The sequence below is a fragment of the Streptococcus macacae NCTC 11558 genome (assembly GCF_000187995.2).
Lineage (GTDB): Bacteria > Bacillota > Bacilli > Lactobacillales > Streptococcaceae > Streptococcus > Streptococcus macacae.
Genome location: NZ_AEUW02000001.1, coordinates 89,942 through 106,137, shown reverse-complemented (window position 1 = coordinate 106,137; position 16,196 = coordinate 89,942). Strand labels below are relative to the sequence as shown.

Sequence of the window (16,196 nt, the reverse complement as noted above, 5' to 3'; positions counted from 1 at the left end):
AAAACAGTCCTGTGGACTGTTTTAGGGAAGCAAGTAGAAACTAGAACTTGCTGAAAAATCAAATTCTTCGAATTATTGATTTTTTATTCCACTCTCCGTTCACTTAATTATCTTAATATTTTCTAAAGCGCTGATAACGTTCTTCCAATAGTTCTTCCAAACTTAAGCTTTCAAGATATTTGACTTCCTCAATTAAATTCTGCTTTACTGCCTGCACAATCTCACTTGAAAAATAGCCATGCTCAGGAATCACTTTATCAATAACTTGCATATTTAAAAGTTCACCAGCTGTAATTTTCATTAACTCTGCTGCTTCTATTGAACGACTTCCGTCTTTCCATAAAATAGAAGCAAAACCTTCTGGACTAAGAACAGCATACATCGTATGCTCTAACATCCAGACTCTATCAGCAACAGCTAAGGCAAGAGCTCCTCCAGAGCCGCCTTCACCTATAATAATGGCAATAATAGGAACTTTAAGGTCACTCATCTCCAAAAGATTTCTGGCAATAGCTTCGCCCTGTCCTCGTTCTTCAGCTCCAATTCCTGGATAAGCTCCGGCAGTATTAATAAAAGTAATAACCGGCCGGTTAAATTTTTCAGCTTGTTTCATCAAACGCAAAGCCTTACGATAGCCTTCCGGATTTGGCTGTCCAAAATTACGATTAAGATTATCCTGTAAATTTTTACCTTTTTGTATACCAATAACTGTAACAGGCTTTGAGTCTAAAAGTCCAATTCCTCCGACAATTGCTCCATCATCAGCAAAATGACGATCACCATGTAACTCCATAAATTCATCAAAAATCTGCTCAGCATAATCCAGAGCCGTCAATCGAGCCTGATTTCTAGCCTCTTTGAGTGTTCTTGATACATCGCTCATTTGCTACCTCCATGAAATGCTAATAACTTAGCAATCGTTTTGCGCATCTCAGTCCTTTTAACAATAGCATCCACAAAACCATGTTCTAAAAGAAATTCTGCTTTCTGAAAATCATCCGGAAGTGTTTCACGAACAGTTGTTTCGATCACACGGCGGCCCGCAAATCCTATCAAAGTTTGCGGTTCTGCTAAAATAATATCACCTTCCATAGCAAAACTTGCTGTCACACCACCTGTCGTTGGATCTGTTAAAACTGTCAGATAAAAAAGGCCTGCATTAGAGTGACGTTTTACTGCTGCAGAAACTTTTGCCATCTGCATTAAACTCATAATGCCTTCTTGCATACGAGCTCCTCCTGAAGCCGTAAAAATGACAATCGGAAGTTTTTTAGCTGCAGCATACTCAAAAAGGCGTGTTATCTTCTCGCCAACAACAGTCCCCATAGAGGCCATGATAAAATTAGAATCCATAATAGCTAAAGCAGCCTTTTGCCCATGAAATTCTGCAACCCCTGTCACAACAGCCTCATCAAGCCCTGTTTTTTCTTGAGCTGCCTTTAACTTCTCTTGATAACCAGGAAAATGCAAGGGATCTCTTGTTTTAAGATCTGTAAACATTTCTGCAAAAGAGTTCTCATCGGCAGTAATAGCCAAACGCTCTTTAGCAGAAATCCGAAAACTATAAGAGCACTTTGGGCAGATCTTCTCTGCTCCTAGATCTTTTTGATAGATCATATGTTTACAGTTAGGGCATTTAGCAAACAATTCATCTGGCACTTCAGGATCAACATGCTTAACATTCTTCATGGAACGATTAGGGTTAATGCGAATGTATTTATCTTTCTTCTGAAATAAAGCCATTAATTACTCCTATTTCTCATCTTTTTGGTAATTGGGCAAGAATGTCTCCATCAAAAATGATGTGTCATAATCTCCAGCGATAACGCGCTGGTCAGAAATTAAATCAAGCTGAAAATCACTGTTTGTAACAACACCTTCAACTTCAAGTTCATAAAGGGCGCGCTGCATTTTCATCAGTGCATCAAATCGATTGTCTCCATGAACAATAATTTTAGCAATCATACTATCATAGTAAGGTGGGATACTATAACCATTATAAACAGCCGAATCAACACGCAGTCCCACACCTCCAGACGGCAAAAAGAGATCTTTTATCTTGCCTGGACTAGGTGCAAAGTGAAAGGCTGGATTCTCAGCATTAATCCTACATTCAATAGCATGACCTCTTAGCTTAATATCATCTTGTTTATAAGATAATTCTTGACCAGCTGCTATACGAATTTGTTCTTTTACAATATCAACACCAGTAACAAACTCTGTTACAGGATGTTCAACCTGAACACGAGTATTCATTTCCATAAAATAGAATTGATTTGTTTTCTCATCTAAGAGAAATTCAATGGTCCCAGCATTCTCATAACCTACAGCCTTAGCTGCACGAACAGCTGCAGCACCGATCTTATCCCTAAGTGTTTGCCCAATAGCAATAGAAGGACTTTCCTCTAACACCTTTTGATTGTTGCGTTGAAGAGAGCAGTCGCGTTCTCCAAGATGGATAATATTTCCAAAGCTATCTCCCAGTATCTGCACCTCTATATGGCGAGCAGGATAAATAACTTTTTCAATGTACATTGCGCCGTTACCAAAGGCTGCTAAAGCTTCTTGAGAGGCAGATTCAAAAGCTGCAACAAGATCTTCAGATTTATCTACCTTGCGAATGCCTTTGCCGCCTCCTCCGGCAGATGCTTTAAGCATAACCGGATAGCCCAGCTCATCAGCAACAGCAAGCGCTTGTTTCGAAGTAAACACTTCTCCATCAGATCCTGGAATAACTGGTACATCTGCCTGAATCATTTCCTCACGCGCATTGATCTTATCTCCCATTTTATCCATAATGGTGCCTGATGGTCCAATGAACTTGATATTTAACTCTTCACACATAGTTGCAAATTTGGAATTTTCACTTAAAAATCCAAAACCAGGATGAATAGCTTGCGCACCTGTCACAATGGCAGCAGATAAGACAGCATTCATGTTAAGATAAGACTCTGTCGAACGGGCTGGCCCGATACAAACGGACTCATCAGCTAAAATCGTATGAAGTGATTCCTTATCAGCATCAGAGTAAACTGCTACCGTTTCTATCCCAAGTTCTCGCGCTGCACGAATAATGCGGACAGCAATTTCCCCGCGGTTGGCAATCAAAATTTTATTAAACATGTGATTAATTTCTCCTGTGCTTAAGGTTTAATAGGCATCTTAGTTTCCAAGAGCAAAAGTCAAGGTTCCGCTGGCAGCAAGCTTTCCATCTACTTCTGCTTTAGCTTCCACAACTGCGATAGTACCGCGGCGTTTGACAAACTTTACCGTCATAAGCAGTTGATCGCCCGGAACAACTTGTTTTTTAAATTTAACTTTATCCATACCGGCATAAAAAACAAGCTTTCCTTTGTTTTCTTCTTTAGATAGCTCTAGAACTCCTGCTGTTTGCGCCAGAGCTTCCATAATAAGGACACCTGGCATAACAGGATAATCAGGAAAATGGCCCTTAAAAAATGGCTCATTAACAGTGACATTTTTTATAGCGACAATTTCATCATCTGAAACTTCTAAAACACGGTCTACTAAAAGCATAGGATAGCGATGCGGAAGAGCTTCACGAATTTTATTTATATCAATCATTTAATACGTACCAACCCTTGTCCAAATTCTACAACTTCTTCATTGGCAACAAGAATTTCAGTAACAACCCCATCCTGTGGAGCCGGTACCTCATTCATGACTTTCATAGCTTCAATAATAAGAAGTGTTTGTCCTTTTTTAACAGTGTCTCCCACTGAAACAAAAGCTGCTTTATCTGGCGCAGAAGCTAAGTAAGCTACACCAACCAATGGACTTTCAACGACATCGCCTTCGGCTTGTTCTTCCACAATTGTTTCTTCTGTTTCTTGGCCAGCAGGAGCCAAAACAGCTGTCTCTGCTGGAGAAGAAGGTCTTGCTTCTATTGTACTTGTTTCTGCAATAGTATTTGGTTTTTCACGTGTTAGCTCATTTTTACTGAAAGTCAATTGATCTGAATGATTACTATATGAAAATTCTCGCAAACTTGAAGTATCAAATTGCGACATTAAATCTTTAATATCTTTAATTTCCACCAGTTAGCCCTCCCAACGTTTAAAAGTAAGAACAGCGTTATGTCCGCCAAAACCAAATGTATTTGAAATAGCGTATTCTACATCTGCTTCTTGGCCTTGTCCATACACGACATTAGCTTCGATATCTTCAGAAAGTTCTTTAGTTCCTGCAGTCATTGGAATATAGTGGCGGCGGATAGCCTCAATTGTAGCAATTGCTTCAACAGCACCTGCAGCACCAAGCAAATGCCCTGTAAATGATTTCGTTGAAGATACAGGTATATCTTTACCTAAAACAGCAACAATCGCCTGGCTTTCTCCCTTTTCATTAGCTTGTGTTGAAGTCCCATGGGCATTAACATAACCTACTTGCGAAGGATCAATTTCTGCTTCTTTGAGGGATAATTTAATCGCTTTAGCTGCACCTGAACCATCTGGAGTTGGTGTCGTCATATGATATGCATCACAGTTGCTGCCATAGCCGACAACTTCTGCAAGGATATTAGCCCCGCGTTTTTGAGCATGTTCAAGGCTCTCAAGAATCAATACACCAGCTCCTTCTCCCATAACAAAACCATTTCGGTCTTTGTCAAAAGGAATAGCAGAACGTTTAGGATCTTCAGTCGTTGAAAGAGCGGTTAGGGCATTGAAACCACCGATCCCAATGCGTGTAATAGAAGCTTCTGAACCACCTGCAAGAATAACATCATGATGGCCATATTTAATTTCACGAAAAGCTTCTCCAATAGCATCATTAGCTGAAGCACAAGCAGTCGTTATCGATTTGCATACTCCATAAGCTCCAATCTTAAGAGCTATATTTCCTGCGCCCATATTCGAAAGAGCTTTAGGAATGAACATCGGTTTAATACGCTTCATACCACGTTCATGCATACGAATAATTTGATCTTCAAGCTCTTGCAAGCCTCCGATTCCTGATGAAACAATAACACCAGTCCGGTCACGATCAACAGTATCCATATCCAGCTTTGCATTATCAAGAGCCTCTAAAGCTGCATAAATAGCATAAAGCGAATAAGTATCCATGCGGTTGGTATCTTTTTTTACAAAGTATTTATCAAACGGAAAGTCTTGAATTTCACCGGCATTAAAGACAGGAATTTCTGAAGTATCAAATTTAGTGATTGGCTTAATACCAATTTTACCATTATAAAGACTATTCCAAAATTCTTCTGGTGTATTTCCAATTGGGGAAGTCACTCCATAGCCAGTGACAACAACACGATTTGTAGACATATTTCCTTCTCCTTTTACTGTCGAAATGTATTCATCTGTATGAACAAAATAAAATCTCGGCATTCTTCTATCTTAACTTTGCATTGTCATGCCACCATCAATAGCAATGACTTGGCCCGTTAAATAATCCTGCTGAGCTAGAAAAAGAGCTACATCAGCAACATTTTCTGTAGTTCCAAATGTTTTCATAGGAATTTGATCAAGCATTGCAGCTTTCATCTTATCAGAAATACGATCCGTCATATCAGACTCAATAAAACCTGGTGCAATAGCATTGACACGGACATTTCTAGCAGCAACTTCACGGGCAACTGATTTTGTAAATCCAATTAAACCTGCTTTTGAAGCAGCATAATTTGCTTGTCCAACATTTCCCATTAATCCCACAACACTGGACATGTTAATAATAGCTCCTTGGCGCGCCTTGGTCATCGGTCTTAAAACCGATTTCGTCATATTAAAACTACCAGTTAAGTTAACCTTAAGAACCTTCTCAAAATCTTCCTCTGACATTTTTAACATCAATTTATCATTAGTAATACCCGCATTATTGATAAGAATATCAATATTTCCCAGTTTTTCAGCTGCCTCATCAACCATACGTTTTGCATCATCAAGCTGAGAAACATCACCAGAAATTGCTAGCACCTTCCCATCATAATCCTTAAAAGATGCTAGCAAATCTTCTGAAACTTCTGAACGGCCATTTAAAATAATATTAGCACCTGCCTGAGCAAATCTGTGTGCAACTGCTAAACCAATACCGCGAGTTGATCCGGTAATAAAAACATTTTTATTTTTGATTTCCATGAATAAGGTCTCCCTCTATTGATTTAAAAGCGTTTGCAAGCCAGACAAATTTTCTACATTAAAAACTTTAGCCGACTTATCAATTTTTTTCATAAAACCGCTGAGCACTTTCCCTGGACCGATTTCAATATACTGATCTACACCAAATTTTTGCATGATCGCAATTGAATCATAAAAGCGAACCGGCTCCATAACCTGACGAGCTAACAGCTCCTTGATGTCTTCTTCTTTCATAATCTCAGCTTCAGTGTTTCCTACTAACGGAATTTCAAAATTCGAAAATTCTACGTCTTCAAGAGCTTTGGCTAATTCATGACTAGCTGATTTCAAAAGAGCCGTATGAAAAGGACCTGAAACATTAAGCGGAATTAAATACTTGCTCCCTGCTTCCTTTAATAACGCCACTGCATAATCCACTGCTTCAGCTTCCCCGCCGATAACAATTTGGGCAGGAGTATTATAATTCGCTGGCGCTACTATCCCTTTAGAAGACGCTTTTTGACAAACTTCTTCAATGAGATCAGGATCAGTATTCATGACGGCAACCATTTTACCAACTCCAGCTGGCACGGCTGTTTCCATAAATTCCCCACGCCTAGCTACTAAAGCAAGAGCAGTCTCAAATGAAAGAGCTCCTGCAGCAACTAAAGCAGAATATTCTCCCAAAGACAAGCCTGCAACAATATTAGGCTGAATTCCATTTGCTTTTAGCAGACGATAAATAGCAATCGAAGTTGTTAAAATAGCAGGCTGTGTATATCGTGTCTGATTAAGCTTACTTTCTTCATTATCAATTAATGCACGAATATCATATCCTAACACTGCTTGCGCAGCTTCAAAAGTTTCCCTAACAATAGGATATTGCGCATACAAATCATCTGCCATACCCAATTTTTGTGCACCTTGGCCAGCAAATAAAAAAGCTGTTTTAGTCATACTTATTTCTCCACATCTGCCCAGCGTTCTGCTTCAGTTTTAATAATTTCTGCTGCACCGTAGTACAAATCTTTTAAAATATCTTCACAGGTTTCCTCTTGGGTAACAAAGCCTGCAATTTGACCTGCCATGACAGAACCATTATCTACATCTCCATCAACAACAGCATTTCGAAGGGCGCCAGCACCAAGTTCTTCAATATCTTCCTGACTCTTTTCTCCACGTAAGAATTCTTTTTCCGCATTGGCATAAGCAGAAGAAAGTTTATTTTTAATAGCACGAACGGGGTGACCGACAATTGAAGCAGAAACAACCGTATCAATATCCTTAGCCTTTAAAATTTTATTTTTAAATTTTTGATGGGCATTCGACTCTTTTGCAACAACAAATCTTGTTCCAACCTGAATGGCTTCAGCACCTAACATAAATACAGCCGCAGCTCCGCGGCCATCAGCAACTCCGCCAGCCCCAATAACAGGGATATTGACAGCATCAACAACTTGGCGAACCAAGGTCATAGTAGTCAATTTCCCAATATGACCGCCAGCTTCCATACCTTCAGCAATAACAGCATCTGCTCCTAACTTTTCCATGCGCCTAGCAAGAGCTACACTAGGAACAACAGGAATAACAGTAATTCCTGCATCATGGAAACGCTCCATATATTTGCCTGGATTCCCAGCACCCGTTGTCACGACCTTAACGCCTTCTTCAATAACCAAGTCAACAATGTCATCAGCAAAAGGCGATAAGAGCATAATATTAACCCCAAAAGGTCTATCTGTAACAGCTTTAATCTTATCAATATTTGCTTTGACTACTTCTTTAGGAGCATTTCCTCCACCAATGATACCTAAACCACCGGCTTTTGAAACAGCAGCAGCTAAATCACCATCAGCTACCCAAGCCATACCTCCTTGGAAGATAGGATATTTAATATCTAGTAATTCTGTAATACGCGTTTTCATTTTTAATTAAACTTTCTAAGTCTTTCAATCAATAATTTGACAGTCAAACTATCACAATAAGAAGAAAGAATATTCTATTTAAGAATACTCTTAAAAAACTTCTATTATTTTGATTTTTCTTCAACAAAAGCAACCAAGTCACCAACTGTATTAAGTCCGTCTTCAGATTCAATTTGGATATCAAATTCATCTTCAATTTCTGAAATAACTTGGAATACATCAAGAGAATCTGCATCAAGTTCATCAAAAGTAGTTTCCATTTTAACTTCTTCTGGATCTTTACCAAGTTCCTCAACGATAATCTCTTGTACTTTTTCAAATACTGCCATGTTTTTCTCCTTTATATTAAGAAATAATATTTTATATATTGTGCTGAGCACATTTTATATAACTAAATTTTAACAATTAAACTGCCCCATGTCAAACCACCACCAAATCCAGTCATAAGAATAGTTTGACCGCCATTTAATTTTAAGATACCCTTTTCGACATACTCTGCCAACAAAATGGGAATACTAGCTGCACTAGTATTGCCATATTGCATCATATTCGCTAGGAACTTTTCTCTATCAGCACCTATTTTTTTGGCTATCTTATCCAAAATACGAATATTTGCCTGATGCAATAAGTAATAATCAATTGAGTCTATTGCGACATGAGAATCCTCTATAAGCTTAGAAATGCTTTGAGAAACATCACGAATCGCAAAGTCAAAAATAGTACGACCGTCCATCTCTAGAAAATAATTGTCTCTGTTTTTACCATCAGAAAACGGAGAAGATATAGCATGCTTCCCAGAAGTTAAACTTTCTCCTCGGCTGCCATCTGAATGGAGAGATTCAGCCATAAAATACTCAGATGAGCTTTTTTCTAGCAAAACACCTCCGGCTCCATCACCAAATAAAACTGCTGTTGAGCGGTCTGACCAATCTATGGTTTTAGAAAGAACTTCCGCTCCGATGACAAGTCCTTTTTGATAGCGTCCAGATGCTATTAACTTTTCTGCAGTTGATAAAGCAAAAACGAAACCGCTGCACGCTGCTGTTAAATCAAAGGAAAATGCATTTTCTGCCTTAATGAATGCCTGTACTCTAGCAGCTGTTGAAGGCATCATTGAATCAGGCGTAATGGTCGCAACAATAATGAAATCAATATCTAGTGGGTCTAACTGAGCTTTTTCCAACAGCTTAACTGCAACTTGACTGGCTAAATCACTTGTATCTTCTGATTGACTAATATGACGCGCTTTTATCCCTGTCCGGCTAACTATCCATTCATCGCTCGTGTCCATCATTTTCGATAAATCATCATTTGTTACCACTTGTGAAGGCACATAATATGCCACCTGACTAATTTTTGCAAAAGCCATTAAACTAACCTTTCAAGAAATTGATGAAGATTCTGCAGTCCTTTTTCCAAAGCATCTAACTCTGTTGTGTCCATCTTCGCTGTAATTTGGTTGACCACATTTTTATGAAATTTATTATGTAATCGATAAAGCAATCGACCTTTTTGTGTTAAGTCTAAGTAAACAACTCGTCTGTCTTTTCTTGAGCGTGTCCGCTCAATATAACCTTTTTTCTCAAGCTTATTTAAGCTAGTTGTAACGGTCCCCAACGTTACCAATAGTTCATGGGCAATATCACTCGGCGTCACTTTAGTATTTTTTCCAATAATATCAACAGTATGCATCTCTTTTAAAGAAACATCTTTAAATTGACTGGTTTTTAGACTCATTTCTTCAATGATCAAAATTTTATTGAAAATATCAACTAAATAACTATTTATTTGGTTATAATCCATGTGTCACCTCCCATACGCAAAACAAACTTTGATTATCAAAGTTTATCAAAAGATTACTGAAATTGCAAATTTTAGTTACACTGTTTCATTTTGTTTAAGATCCCCAAAATAAGCTAATGGCTTTTAGTCAAAACCTTCATTTTTTTAAAGATTCTTCTTACTAACTTCTATAGCGATCTTTTTCATGCTTAAAGTATACTTTAGCACTTAATAATGCAAAATATGAAATGGCTTATGTCAACTATTACTTACCTGTAAATTTAGGTCGCCTTTTGTCTGTATAAGCGCGGACTCCTTCTTTAAAATCCTCCGTAAAGGCTAATGACTTTTGTAATTCTAATTCTAGATCTGCATATTCTTGCCAGCCATAAAATGAACTTTGCCAAACCATTTCTTTAATAGCTTTATAAGAATTGACAGAACCACGCTTCAATCTGGTAATAATACGCTCTGTCATCTTTTCTAATTTTTCTGATTCGCAAACCCTATAAACTATTCCATAATCCAATGCTTTCTCAGCAGTTAAGGCCTCACCAGTCATTGCTAATTGTGTAGCACGAGTAATCCCAATAGCTCTGGTCAGTAAAAAAAGACCGCCAGCATCTGGTGCTAAGCCAACATTAACAAAGGCTTGAATAAACTTTGTTTTATCACTTGCAATACAGAAATCCGCTGCAACTGCCATATTAGCTGCTGCTCCAGCAACAGCCCCATCAGTACTCATAACAACAGGTTTAGGTAGCCGCTTGAGCGAAAATGAAATATCATTTACAAGTTCTGCAATACGAACTAAAGATTGCACATTATCATCATCAACAGCTCTTTGCATCTCTACTAAGTCACCGCCAACAGAAAAAACTTTACCATTAGCATTGATTAATAAAATGTGAACGCTGCTATCTTTAGAAGCCAATGAAATAGCTTCTAATATCTCTTCGCAAATCGGAATATTAAAACCATTTGAAACTTCAGGCCGATCAAGTGTCAAAGTGGCTACCCCATCATCCACACTATAAAGAATATTTTCAAAATTCATTTTTATGCTCCACTCTAGTTTCTTTTAAATAGTCAGTACAAGAGATGTACCCAACTTGTATTATTTGATATTTAAATAGTTTGAAGGTCAAATCTATTTCCTTTATTTTAACATAAAAATAAGAAGTTCTCAAAAGGAAATTTAATATAAAATATTTTTATTTAAAAGCAAAATTTATTTAACTAAGGTTTTTAATGCAGATAGCTCTAAGTAAGGTCATCATTTCATTTTTTCTGTCCTTTTAAAAAAAGAGGACTGACAAATTGTCAGAATTTTGTTATAATTTGTTTATCGTGATTAGATTTGGGAGAAAAAATGAAAGTTATCAAATTCGGAGGCAGTTCATTAGCTTCCGCTGCACAGCTTGAAAAAGTGCTCAATATCGTTAATTCTGATGATGATAGACGTTTTGTTGTTGTCTCTGCACCCGGCAAAAGAGATGCCAAAGATACAAAAGTTACAGATGCACTAGTAAAATATTATAAAGCTTATATCGCTGAAAAAGATGTCACAGAAAATCAAAATTGGATCATTCAGCGCTATCGTGATATCATTGATGAGCTTAAGCTTGGTCAAAATATTTTAGAAAAAATAACAAAAGCTATTATTGACTTGGCGAATCTACCTATTGATAATAATAGATTTCTCTATGATACTTTTTTAGCTGCCGGTGAAGACAATAATGCAAAATTAATTGCCGAATTTTTTAAAAAGAATAATTTAAATGCCCGTTATATCAATCCAAAAGAAGCAGGGATCATCGTCACAAGCGAACCTGGAAATGCACGCCTTTTACCATCAAGCTACGATAAACTGGAAGAATTACGTGATAGTGATGAAATTTTAATTATTCCAGGTTTTTTTGGAGTTACTGCTGACGATCAAATCTGTACCTTTTCTCGCGGAGGTTCAGACATTACTGGTTCTATTGTAGCTGCCGGAGTGAAAGCTGATCTATATGAAAACTTTACAGATGTAGATGGTATTTTTGCTGCGCATCCAGGTATTGTTCATAAACCTGATTCCATCTCAGAATTAACATACCGTGAAATGCGGGAATTGGCTTATGCAGGTTTTTCAGTCCTTCATGATGAAGCTTTAATCCCTGCTTATCGCGGGAAAATACCTTTAGTTATTAAAAATACCAATAACCCAAGCCATCCTGGAACTAAAATCATCTTAGAGCATACTAGCCACAGTGCGCCTGTTGTTGGTATAGCGGGTGATAACGATTTTGTCAGTATCAATATTTCAAAATATCTGATGAATAGAGAAGTTGGATTTGGACGTAAGGTATTGCAAATTTTAGAAGAATTAAATATTCGCTGGGAGCATATTCCCACTGGTATTGATGACATGTCAATCGTATTGAGAGGGCGTGAGCTGACACCCATAAAAGAACAAGAAATCATCTCGCAACTAACAAGAAAGTTAGAAGTAGACGAGGTCGAAATTGAAAGAGACTTATCCATTATAATGATAGTGGGTGAAAATATGAAAAGTCATATAGGTGTTACTTCTAAAGCAGCCGAAGCATTTTCAAAAAAACACATTAACTTAGAAATGATTTCTCAAGGATCAAGTGAAGTTTCAGTCATGTTTGTCATCAAAACTGAGCAAGAAAAAGACGCTATTAGAGCACTCTACCAGACCTTTTTTAAAGCCAAAGATTAATAGCCTAAAATCGCTTGCAATCTTACAATAATGAAAATGACCTATTATCAACTATGGGCTCTATAATATCCTAGATGGACTCCCCCTAGGATATTATAGGGCTTTTTGAGTATCTATAAAAAGTTCTGATTTTTAGTGAAAAAATGGCAAAGTAAGTCATTAAAAAGACTTATCTCATATAGAACACATTAACCATCAGCTGCTTTTTCCTTCTAAGAACAAAAAAAGATGGGGCTCCCTAAGCCCCTTTACCTTTAGTATAGCAGTAATACGATGCTCTCTTTTTCTAAACATACCTTAGTCGGCATCTCCCATCAGACTGACAATTAAGGACTTTACATTTGGCAGATCTCGAATGATTCCGATACCGCTATTCATAGAGACAGAGACATGCTATTGACCGAGTTATCTGCTAGCCTCTCTGCTTGGATACCTCCTCGCTTATGAATATCTTGGGTATTTTCAAAAGAGTTTCTGTATACTCATATAATGAAACCAACTGACGAGCAAAGCCGTTATTGTTATTTAGCTGCCAAAAGCATATCTTCGTTTTTAACAGCAAACAAGGCTGCTTTGCTATTTTTTGTCATAGGTGACTCCTGCATCATCAAAAAACAAGTGCCGACATAAGATAGCTGAACTCTAGCGTTTGACACTGCTGCGGCCAAGACCATATTAGTCAACCAATTTATCGGTGCTTGGATGATCGGAAAAGTAATCCTAATAAATTTGTAACATCTTACAATTGATTAAACATGGTAACTTCTTTTCCTGATTAAAAACATTCCAGTGGTGAGATAAGACCTACTCACATACTTTAAATTCAGCAACTAGGCTTCTGGGCTGTCTGTACTAAGACTCAGGTCCATAAATTGATTGACCTCGGCTGCCACTTCTTGAATTTTTTGCTGGAGACCTGCAACAGCACCCGAGTTAAGATAGAGACGGCGAGGAGCTTGCTCCATAGCTGCAACTGTTAAAATGGCTTGAGCGACACGTTTAGGGTCCCCGCTTTGATTATGGTTAAGACGTCCTAACCCTTCCATAGTACGATGAACAACTTCGTAGTCCGCAATATGCTTTTCTGGACGGCGCATAGAGGAATTATCCAGGAAATCTGTCCGTACCCCTCCAGGGCAAATAGCGGTCACTTGAATGTTAAAAGGTGCTACCTCTTCTGCTAGAGCCTCACTCATCATAATGACAGAAGCTTTGGTAGCCGAATAGATGGACTGGGTTGGACCAGTAACCGTTCCCGAGATAGAAGCAAGATTGATGATATGACCAGATTTTTGCGCACGCATCTGTGGTAAGACTGCTTGCATGACCGCTAAGAGACCAAAGACATTGACATCAAAGTTAGCCTTGACTTCTTCCAAAGAAAATTCTTCCAAAGCCCCAAGCACTGCAAATCCGGCATTATTAACTAAAATATCGATCCGGCCAAATCGCTCAATAATGGCTTTGACCGTTTCCTGAATATTGGCTTCATCAAAGGTCATGGAAACTGCCATAAAGTGCCCTATCAGATCTGGACGAGCAGCCGCTACGGCTTCTTCCAGCTTTTGCGCATTGCGTGACGTTCCTACGACAGTATAGCCTTGGTCTAGGCCGGTTAAAACAATTTCAAGACCAATTCCTTTTGAGGCTCCCGTAACGAATAAAACTGTTGACTGTGACATCATAATTCCTTTTCTAGTGTTAAGTATTCAATAAATAAACGATTTATTTCGCAACCATAGTCAGCAAGGTATCTGCTGCAAGAATTCCAAGTGCATTAGCTGCAAGCGGGCTATCACCTGTCAGGAGATTGCGATCTTGATGAACTTGACCTGTAATCCCCTCATTGAGGATTTTCACCCCTTGATCCTCGAGACTTTCTTGTAGTCGCCATTTAAGGAGACCTGGCATATAGCCAATATCTTGGTTAGCACCTTCATCAAGACTATCTGGAAAGACTGTCATTTCATACCCATCAAAAAGGAAATCTCCATCATTAAGTCGTGCTGCTAAAAGAGCAGCTGGACCGTGACAAAGGGTTATAATCTTCTTATCTGTAGCCATGGCCCAGTTGAGCAGCTCCTTAACCTCCTGACTTTCAGGGAGATTTAAGAGAGCACCATGCCCGCCAGGGAAGAAGACAGCAACATAAGGCGAACCAACCGAAACCACTTGAGAAAGGATATCACTAAGCTTCAAGGGATTTTCCAGCTTTGGCAAATACTCGTGATAAAAATCCATTACAGCTTTATCTTCCTTCGGCATGGCCCACATTTCCAATTTCACAGAGTTGCCTGAAAGTGTCGCTACATCAATCTCAAAACCTGCTGTAGCCATATGCATCATAGGAAGCAAAGTTTCCACGGGATGATTTCCTGTTGAAAAATATTTTCCATTTTGTACTTGCACATAGCGCTCATCAGAAGCCACCATGAGAACTTTCTTATCTCCACCTGTATAAGGCTGAGCAAACTTGTAACCATCAAAAGGAGTTACAGAGCTAGTATAGACACTCAAAGAGTAATCTGATGGGAAATAGGCATTGTGTTCCGCACGATCACGGACTGGGGTTTTACTTAATTCAGTCATAATTTAGTCTCTCTTCTATTTTAATATGTAATTGTTTCAGTTGCTCTTGATAGTTATCTAAAACGACTTGAATGGCTTGTTGAGCAATTGTTAGACATTTATTATATCCCAAGTATTATATCCCAAGTCTGTCAGAACAATCTCCACTGCTCTCTTATCATCCAAGCAGACTTGTCGCTTGATGACACCACCATTTTTTTCAAAACGAAGCAACATACGAGAGGTTGCACTGATACTAAGGCCAACCTTCTCACTCAACTCGCCAATTAGCAACTTATTTCTTTCAATTTTTCTAGAAAATAAAGGGTCTGAAATTCATTAAGCGTCATGACACAAGACGTTTGACTTAGAGCCTTTTCCATATCTCCTTGTATCTGCCGTTCCAACCGCTGGAGAGTCAACCATTGATTTATCAATTCTCCTAGGAGCAGGATGGCTCAAAATAGTGCATATCCGCCTCTTCAACTCCAAAGCTGCATGGATAAAACAACCTGTCTTATTTTCCAAAATTGCTGCCACCACTGTCTCACGAGAAACCTCCGTATTCTCAAAGGCCTGACTGGATGGATCAAGCTCATAGTTGCTATATCTGCTCCTTTCTTATTTTATTTGCCTAGTATATCGTTATTTAAATAGGGGGTCAATTTATTTGCTCGCACAACTATATTTCAAAAAACTTCCCAATTTTAATAGGATAGACGTAAAAGTATAAAAAGGATCCTCATTAAGAATTCCCTGCTTATACTCTTACTTCTTCACCAAGCCTCCCTTAAACAAAACTCCCGTACGACGTTCTTGTCTCTACGGACTGGCCTTCAACATCGTTCCGGCAAATTTATCTGGCTCATCTAGCTTCCGGTGTTCTTTTCAGCTAGCTAGTTGGTTGAGAATACTTACGATCTCTGGGAGTTCCTTAAGAAGGGTATCCCACATGAGCAGAAGCTCTTGGTGAAGAGAAAAAGCTCCTAGTTATCCTCCAAAATCACCAAATCATAAACATATCAAGAAAGCTCTCTGCCACTGTTGAAGAAGCCTTAGTGACCAGTATATCGCCTAATATGAAGCTTGATAGCACAAAGACAGCTC

General features: G+C 38.5%; 18 protein-coding genes. 1 reads left to right on the top strand and 17 read right to left on the bottom strand.

All coding sequences use genetic code 11. From position 1 onward, the window contains the following. Positions 1-112: 112 nt before the first annotated feature. The 13 genes from STRMA_RS00555 to STRMA_RS00495 form a co-directional block, all read right to left on the bottom strand. Positions 113-883, bottom strand: coding sequence for an acetyl-CoA carboxylase carboxyl transferase subunit alpha (locus tag STRMA_RS00555; RefSeq protein ID WP_003078639.1), 771 nt, complete (start codon positions 881-883; stop codon positions 113-115). Continuing rightward, positions 880-1,743 (bottom strand): acetyl-CoA carboxylase, carboxyltransferase subunit beta, encoded by an 864-nt coding sequence (accD, locus tag STRMA_RS00550; protein WP_003078773.1) that lies wholly within the window; start codon positions 1,741-1,743, stop codon positions 880-882. The genes STRMA_RS00555 and accD overlap by 4 nt, the downstream gene beginning before the upstream one ends. Positions 1,744-1,752: 9 nt before the next feature. After that, the gene (locus tag STRMA_RS00545; RefSeq protein WP_003081336.1) at positions 1,753-3,123 is read right to left on the bottom strand and encodes an acetyl-CoA carboxylase biotin carboxylase subunit; all 1,371 of its coding nucleotides are present in this window, start codon (positions 3,121-3,123) and stop codon (positions 1,753-1,755) included. 39 nt (positions 3,124-3,162) lie between these two features. Continuing rightward, positions 3,163-3,585, bottom strand: a complete 423-nt coding sequence (fabZ, locus tag STRMA_RS00540) for a 3-hydroxyacyl-ACP dehydratase FabZ (RefSeq protein ID WP_003079390.1) — start codon at positions 3,583-3,585, stop codon at positions 3,163-3,165. Continuing rightward, complete coding sequence (gene accB / locus STRMA_RS00535; protein ID WP_003081825.1) at positions 3,582-4,058, bottom strand: acetyl-CoA carboxylase biotin carboxyl carrier protein; 477 nt, start codon at positions 4,056-4,058, stop codon at positions 3,582-3,584. Before accB ends, fabZ begins: the two co-directional genes overlap by 4 nt. Before the next feature lie 3 nt (positions 4,059-4,061). Beyond that, on the bottom strand, positions 4,062-5,294 hold the full coding sequence (gene fabF, locus STRMA_RS00530) for a beta-ketoacyl-ACP synthase II (protein WP_003079910.1): 1,233 nt from the start codon (positions 5,292-5,294) through the stop codon (positions 4,062-4,064). Between the two features lie 72 nt (positions 5,295-5,366). Then, on the bottom strand, positions 5,367-6,104 hold the full coding sequence (fabG, locus tag STRMA_RS00525) for a 3-oxoacyl-[acyl-carrier-protein] reductase (protein WP_003082244.1): 738 nt from the start codon (positions 6,102-6,104) through the stop codon (positions 5,367-5,369). Between the two features lie 15 nt (positions 6,105-6,119). Continuing rightward, a complete protein-coding gene (gene fabD / locus STRMA_RS00520; RefSeq protein ID WP_003080429.1) occupies positions 6,120-7,040 on the bottom strand; it encodes an ACP S-malonyltransferase in 921 nt (306 codons plus the stop codon). 2 nt (positions 7,041-7,042) lie between these two features. Next, positions 7,043-8,008 (bottom strand): enoyl-[acyl-carrier-protein] reductase FabK, encoded by a 966-nt coding sequence (gene fabK / locus STRMA_RS00515; protein ID WP_003080656.1) that lies wholly within the window; start codon positions 8,006-8,008, stop codon positions 7,043-7,045. Positions 8,009-8,112: 104 nt separating this feature from the next. Continuing rightward, positions 8,113-8,337 (bottom strand): acyl carrier protein, encoded by a 225-nt coding sequence (locus STRMA_RS00510; protein WP_003078848.1) that lies wholly within the window; start codon positions 8,335-8,337, stop codon positions 8,113-8,115. A gap of 62 nt (positions 8,338-8,399) precedes the next feature. Further along, on the bottom strand, positions 8,400-9,377 hold the full coding sequence (locus STRMA_RS00505; protein WP_003081244.1) for a beta-ketoacyl-ACP synthase III: 978 nt from the start codon (positions 9,375-9,377) through the stop codon (positions 8,400-8,402). Then, positions 9,377-9,811 (bottom strand): fatty acid biosynthesis transcriptional regulator FabT, encoded by a 435-nt coding sequence (fabT, locus tag STRMA_RS00500; RefSeq protein ID WP_003082319.1) that lies wholly within the window; start codon positions 9,809-9,811, stop codon positions 9,377-9,379. Before fabT ends, STRMA_RS00505 begins: the two co-directional genes overlap by 1 nt. Positions 9,812-10,055: 244 nt before the next feature. Continuing rightward, on the bottom strand, positions 10,056-10,847 hold the full coding sequence (locus tag STRMA_RS00495; protein ID WP_003080091.1) for an enoyl-CoA hydratase: 792 nt from the start codon (positions 10,845-10,847) through the stop codon (positions 10,056-10,058). 315 nt (positions 10,848-11,162) lie between these two features. On the opposite strand from STRMA_RS00495, the gene STRMA_RS00490 reads away from it, so the two are divergent. After that, complete coding sequence (locus STRMA_RS00490; RefSeq protein WP_003078785.1) at positions 11,163-12,521, top strand: aspartate kinase; 1,359 nt, start codon at positions 11,163-11,165, stop codon at positions 12,519-12,521. A 521-nt stretch (positions 12,522-13,042) separates the two neighbouring features. Here STRMA_RS00490 and STRMA_RS09610 read toward each other — a convergent pair. The 4 genes from STRMA_RS09610 to STRMA_RS09320 form a co-directional block, all read right to left on the bottom strand. Further along, positions 13,043-13,204: a hypothetical protein gene (locus tag STRMA_RS09610; protein WP_155812139.1), complete on the bottom strand. Its 162-nt coding sequence runs from the start codon at positions 13,202-13,204 to the stop codon at positions 13,043-13,045. 147 nt (positions 13,205-13,351) lie between these two features. Further along, the gene (locus STRMA_RS00485; protein WP_115276997.1) at positions 13,352-14,206 is read right to left on the bottom strand and encodes an SDR family NAD(P)-dependent oxidoreductase; all 855 of its coding nucleotides are present in this window, start codon (positions 14,204-14,206) and stop codon (positions 13,352-13,354) included. 40 nt (positions 14,207-14,246) lie between these two features. After that, positions 14,247-15,110, bottom strand: coding sequence for a glyoxalase III HchA (gene hchA, locus STRMA_RS00480; RefSeq protein WP_003080683.1), 864 nt, complete (start codon positions 15,108-15,110; stop codon positions 14,247-14,249). Between the two features lie 90 nt (positions 15,111-15,200). Continuing rightward, positions 15,201-15,383: a MarR family transcriptional regulator gene (locus STRMA_RS09320; RefSeq protein WP_050897458.1), complete on the bottom strand. Its 183-nt coding sequence runs from the start codon at positions 15,381-15,383 to the stop codon at positions 15,201-15,203. Positions 15,384-16,196: the final 813 nt, after the last annotated feature.

What these genes read in the sequence shown, in the direction of transcription:
- fabK (WP_003080656.1), bottom strand. Translation starts at nt 8,008, where the DNA reads ATGAAAACGCGTATTACAGAATTACTAGATATTAAATATCCTATCTTC.
- fabG (WP_003082244.1), bottom strand. Translation starts at nt 6,104, where the DNA reads ATGGAAATCAAAAATAAAAATGTTTTTATTACCGGATCAACTCGCGGT.
- STRMA_RS00485 (WP_115276997.1), bottom strand. Translation starts at nt 14,206, where the DNA reads ATGATGTCACAGTCAACAGTTTTATTCGTTACGGGAGCCTCAAAAGGA.
- fabT (WP_003082319.1), bottom strand. Translation starts at nt 9,811, where the DNA reads ATGGATTATAACCAAATAAATAGTTATTTAGTTGATATTTTCAATAAA.
- STRMA_RS00545 (WP_003081336.1), bottom strand. Translation starts at nt 3,123, where the DNA reads ATGTTTAATAAAATTTTGATTGCCAACCGCGGGGAAATTGCTGTCCGC.
- fabD (WP_003080429.1), bottom strand. Translation starts at nt 7,040, where the DNA reads ATGACTAAAACAGCTTTTTTATTTGCTGGCCAAGGTGCACAAAAATTG.
- STRMA_RS00490 (WP_003078785.1), top strand. Translation starts at nt 11,163, where the DNA reads ATGAAAGTTATCAAATTCGGAGGCAGTTCATTAGCTTCCGCTGCACAG.
- accD (WP_003078773.1), bottom strand. Translation starts at nt 1,743, where the DNA reads ATGGCTTTATTTCAGAAGAAAGATAAATACATTCGCATTAACCCTAAT.
- STRMA_RS00510 (WP_003078848.1), bottom strand. Translation starts at nt 8,337, where the DNA reads ATGGCAGTATTTGAAAAAGTACAAGAGATTATCGTTGAGGAACTTGGT.
- STRMA_RS00505 (WP_003081244.1), bottom strand. Translation starts at nt 9,377, where the DNA reads ATGGCTTTTGCAAAAATTAGTCAGGTGGCATATTATGTGCCTTCACAA.
- hchA (WP_003080683.1), bottom strand. Translation starts at nt 15,110, where the DNA reads ATGACTGAATTAAGTAAAACCCCAGTCCGTGATCGTGCGGAACACAAT.
- fabF (WP_003079910.1), bottom strand. Translation starts at nt 5,294, where the DNA reads ATGTCTACAAATCGTGTTGTTGTCACTGGCTATGGAGTGACTTCCCCA.
- STRMA_RS00555 (WP_003078639.1), bottom strand. Translation starts at nt 883, where the DNA reads ATGAGCGATGTATCAAGAACACTCAAAGAGGCTAGAAATCAGGCTCGA.
- fabZ (WP_003079390.1), bottom strand. Translation starts at nt 3,585, where the DNA reads ATGATTGATATAAATAAAATTCGTGAAGCTCTTCCGCATCGCTATCCT.
- STRMA_RS00495 (WP_003080091.1), bottom strand. Translation starts at nt 10,847, where the DNA reads ATGAATTTTGAAAATATTCTTTATAGTGTGGATGATGGGGTAGCCACT.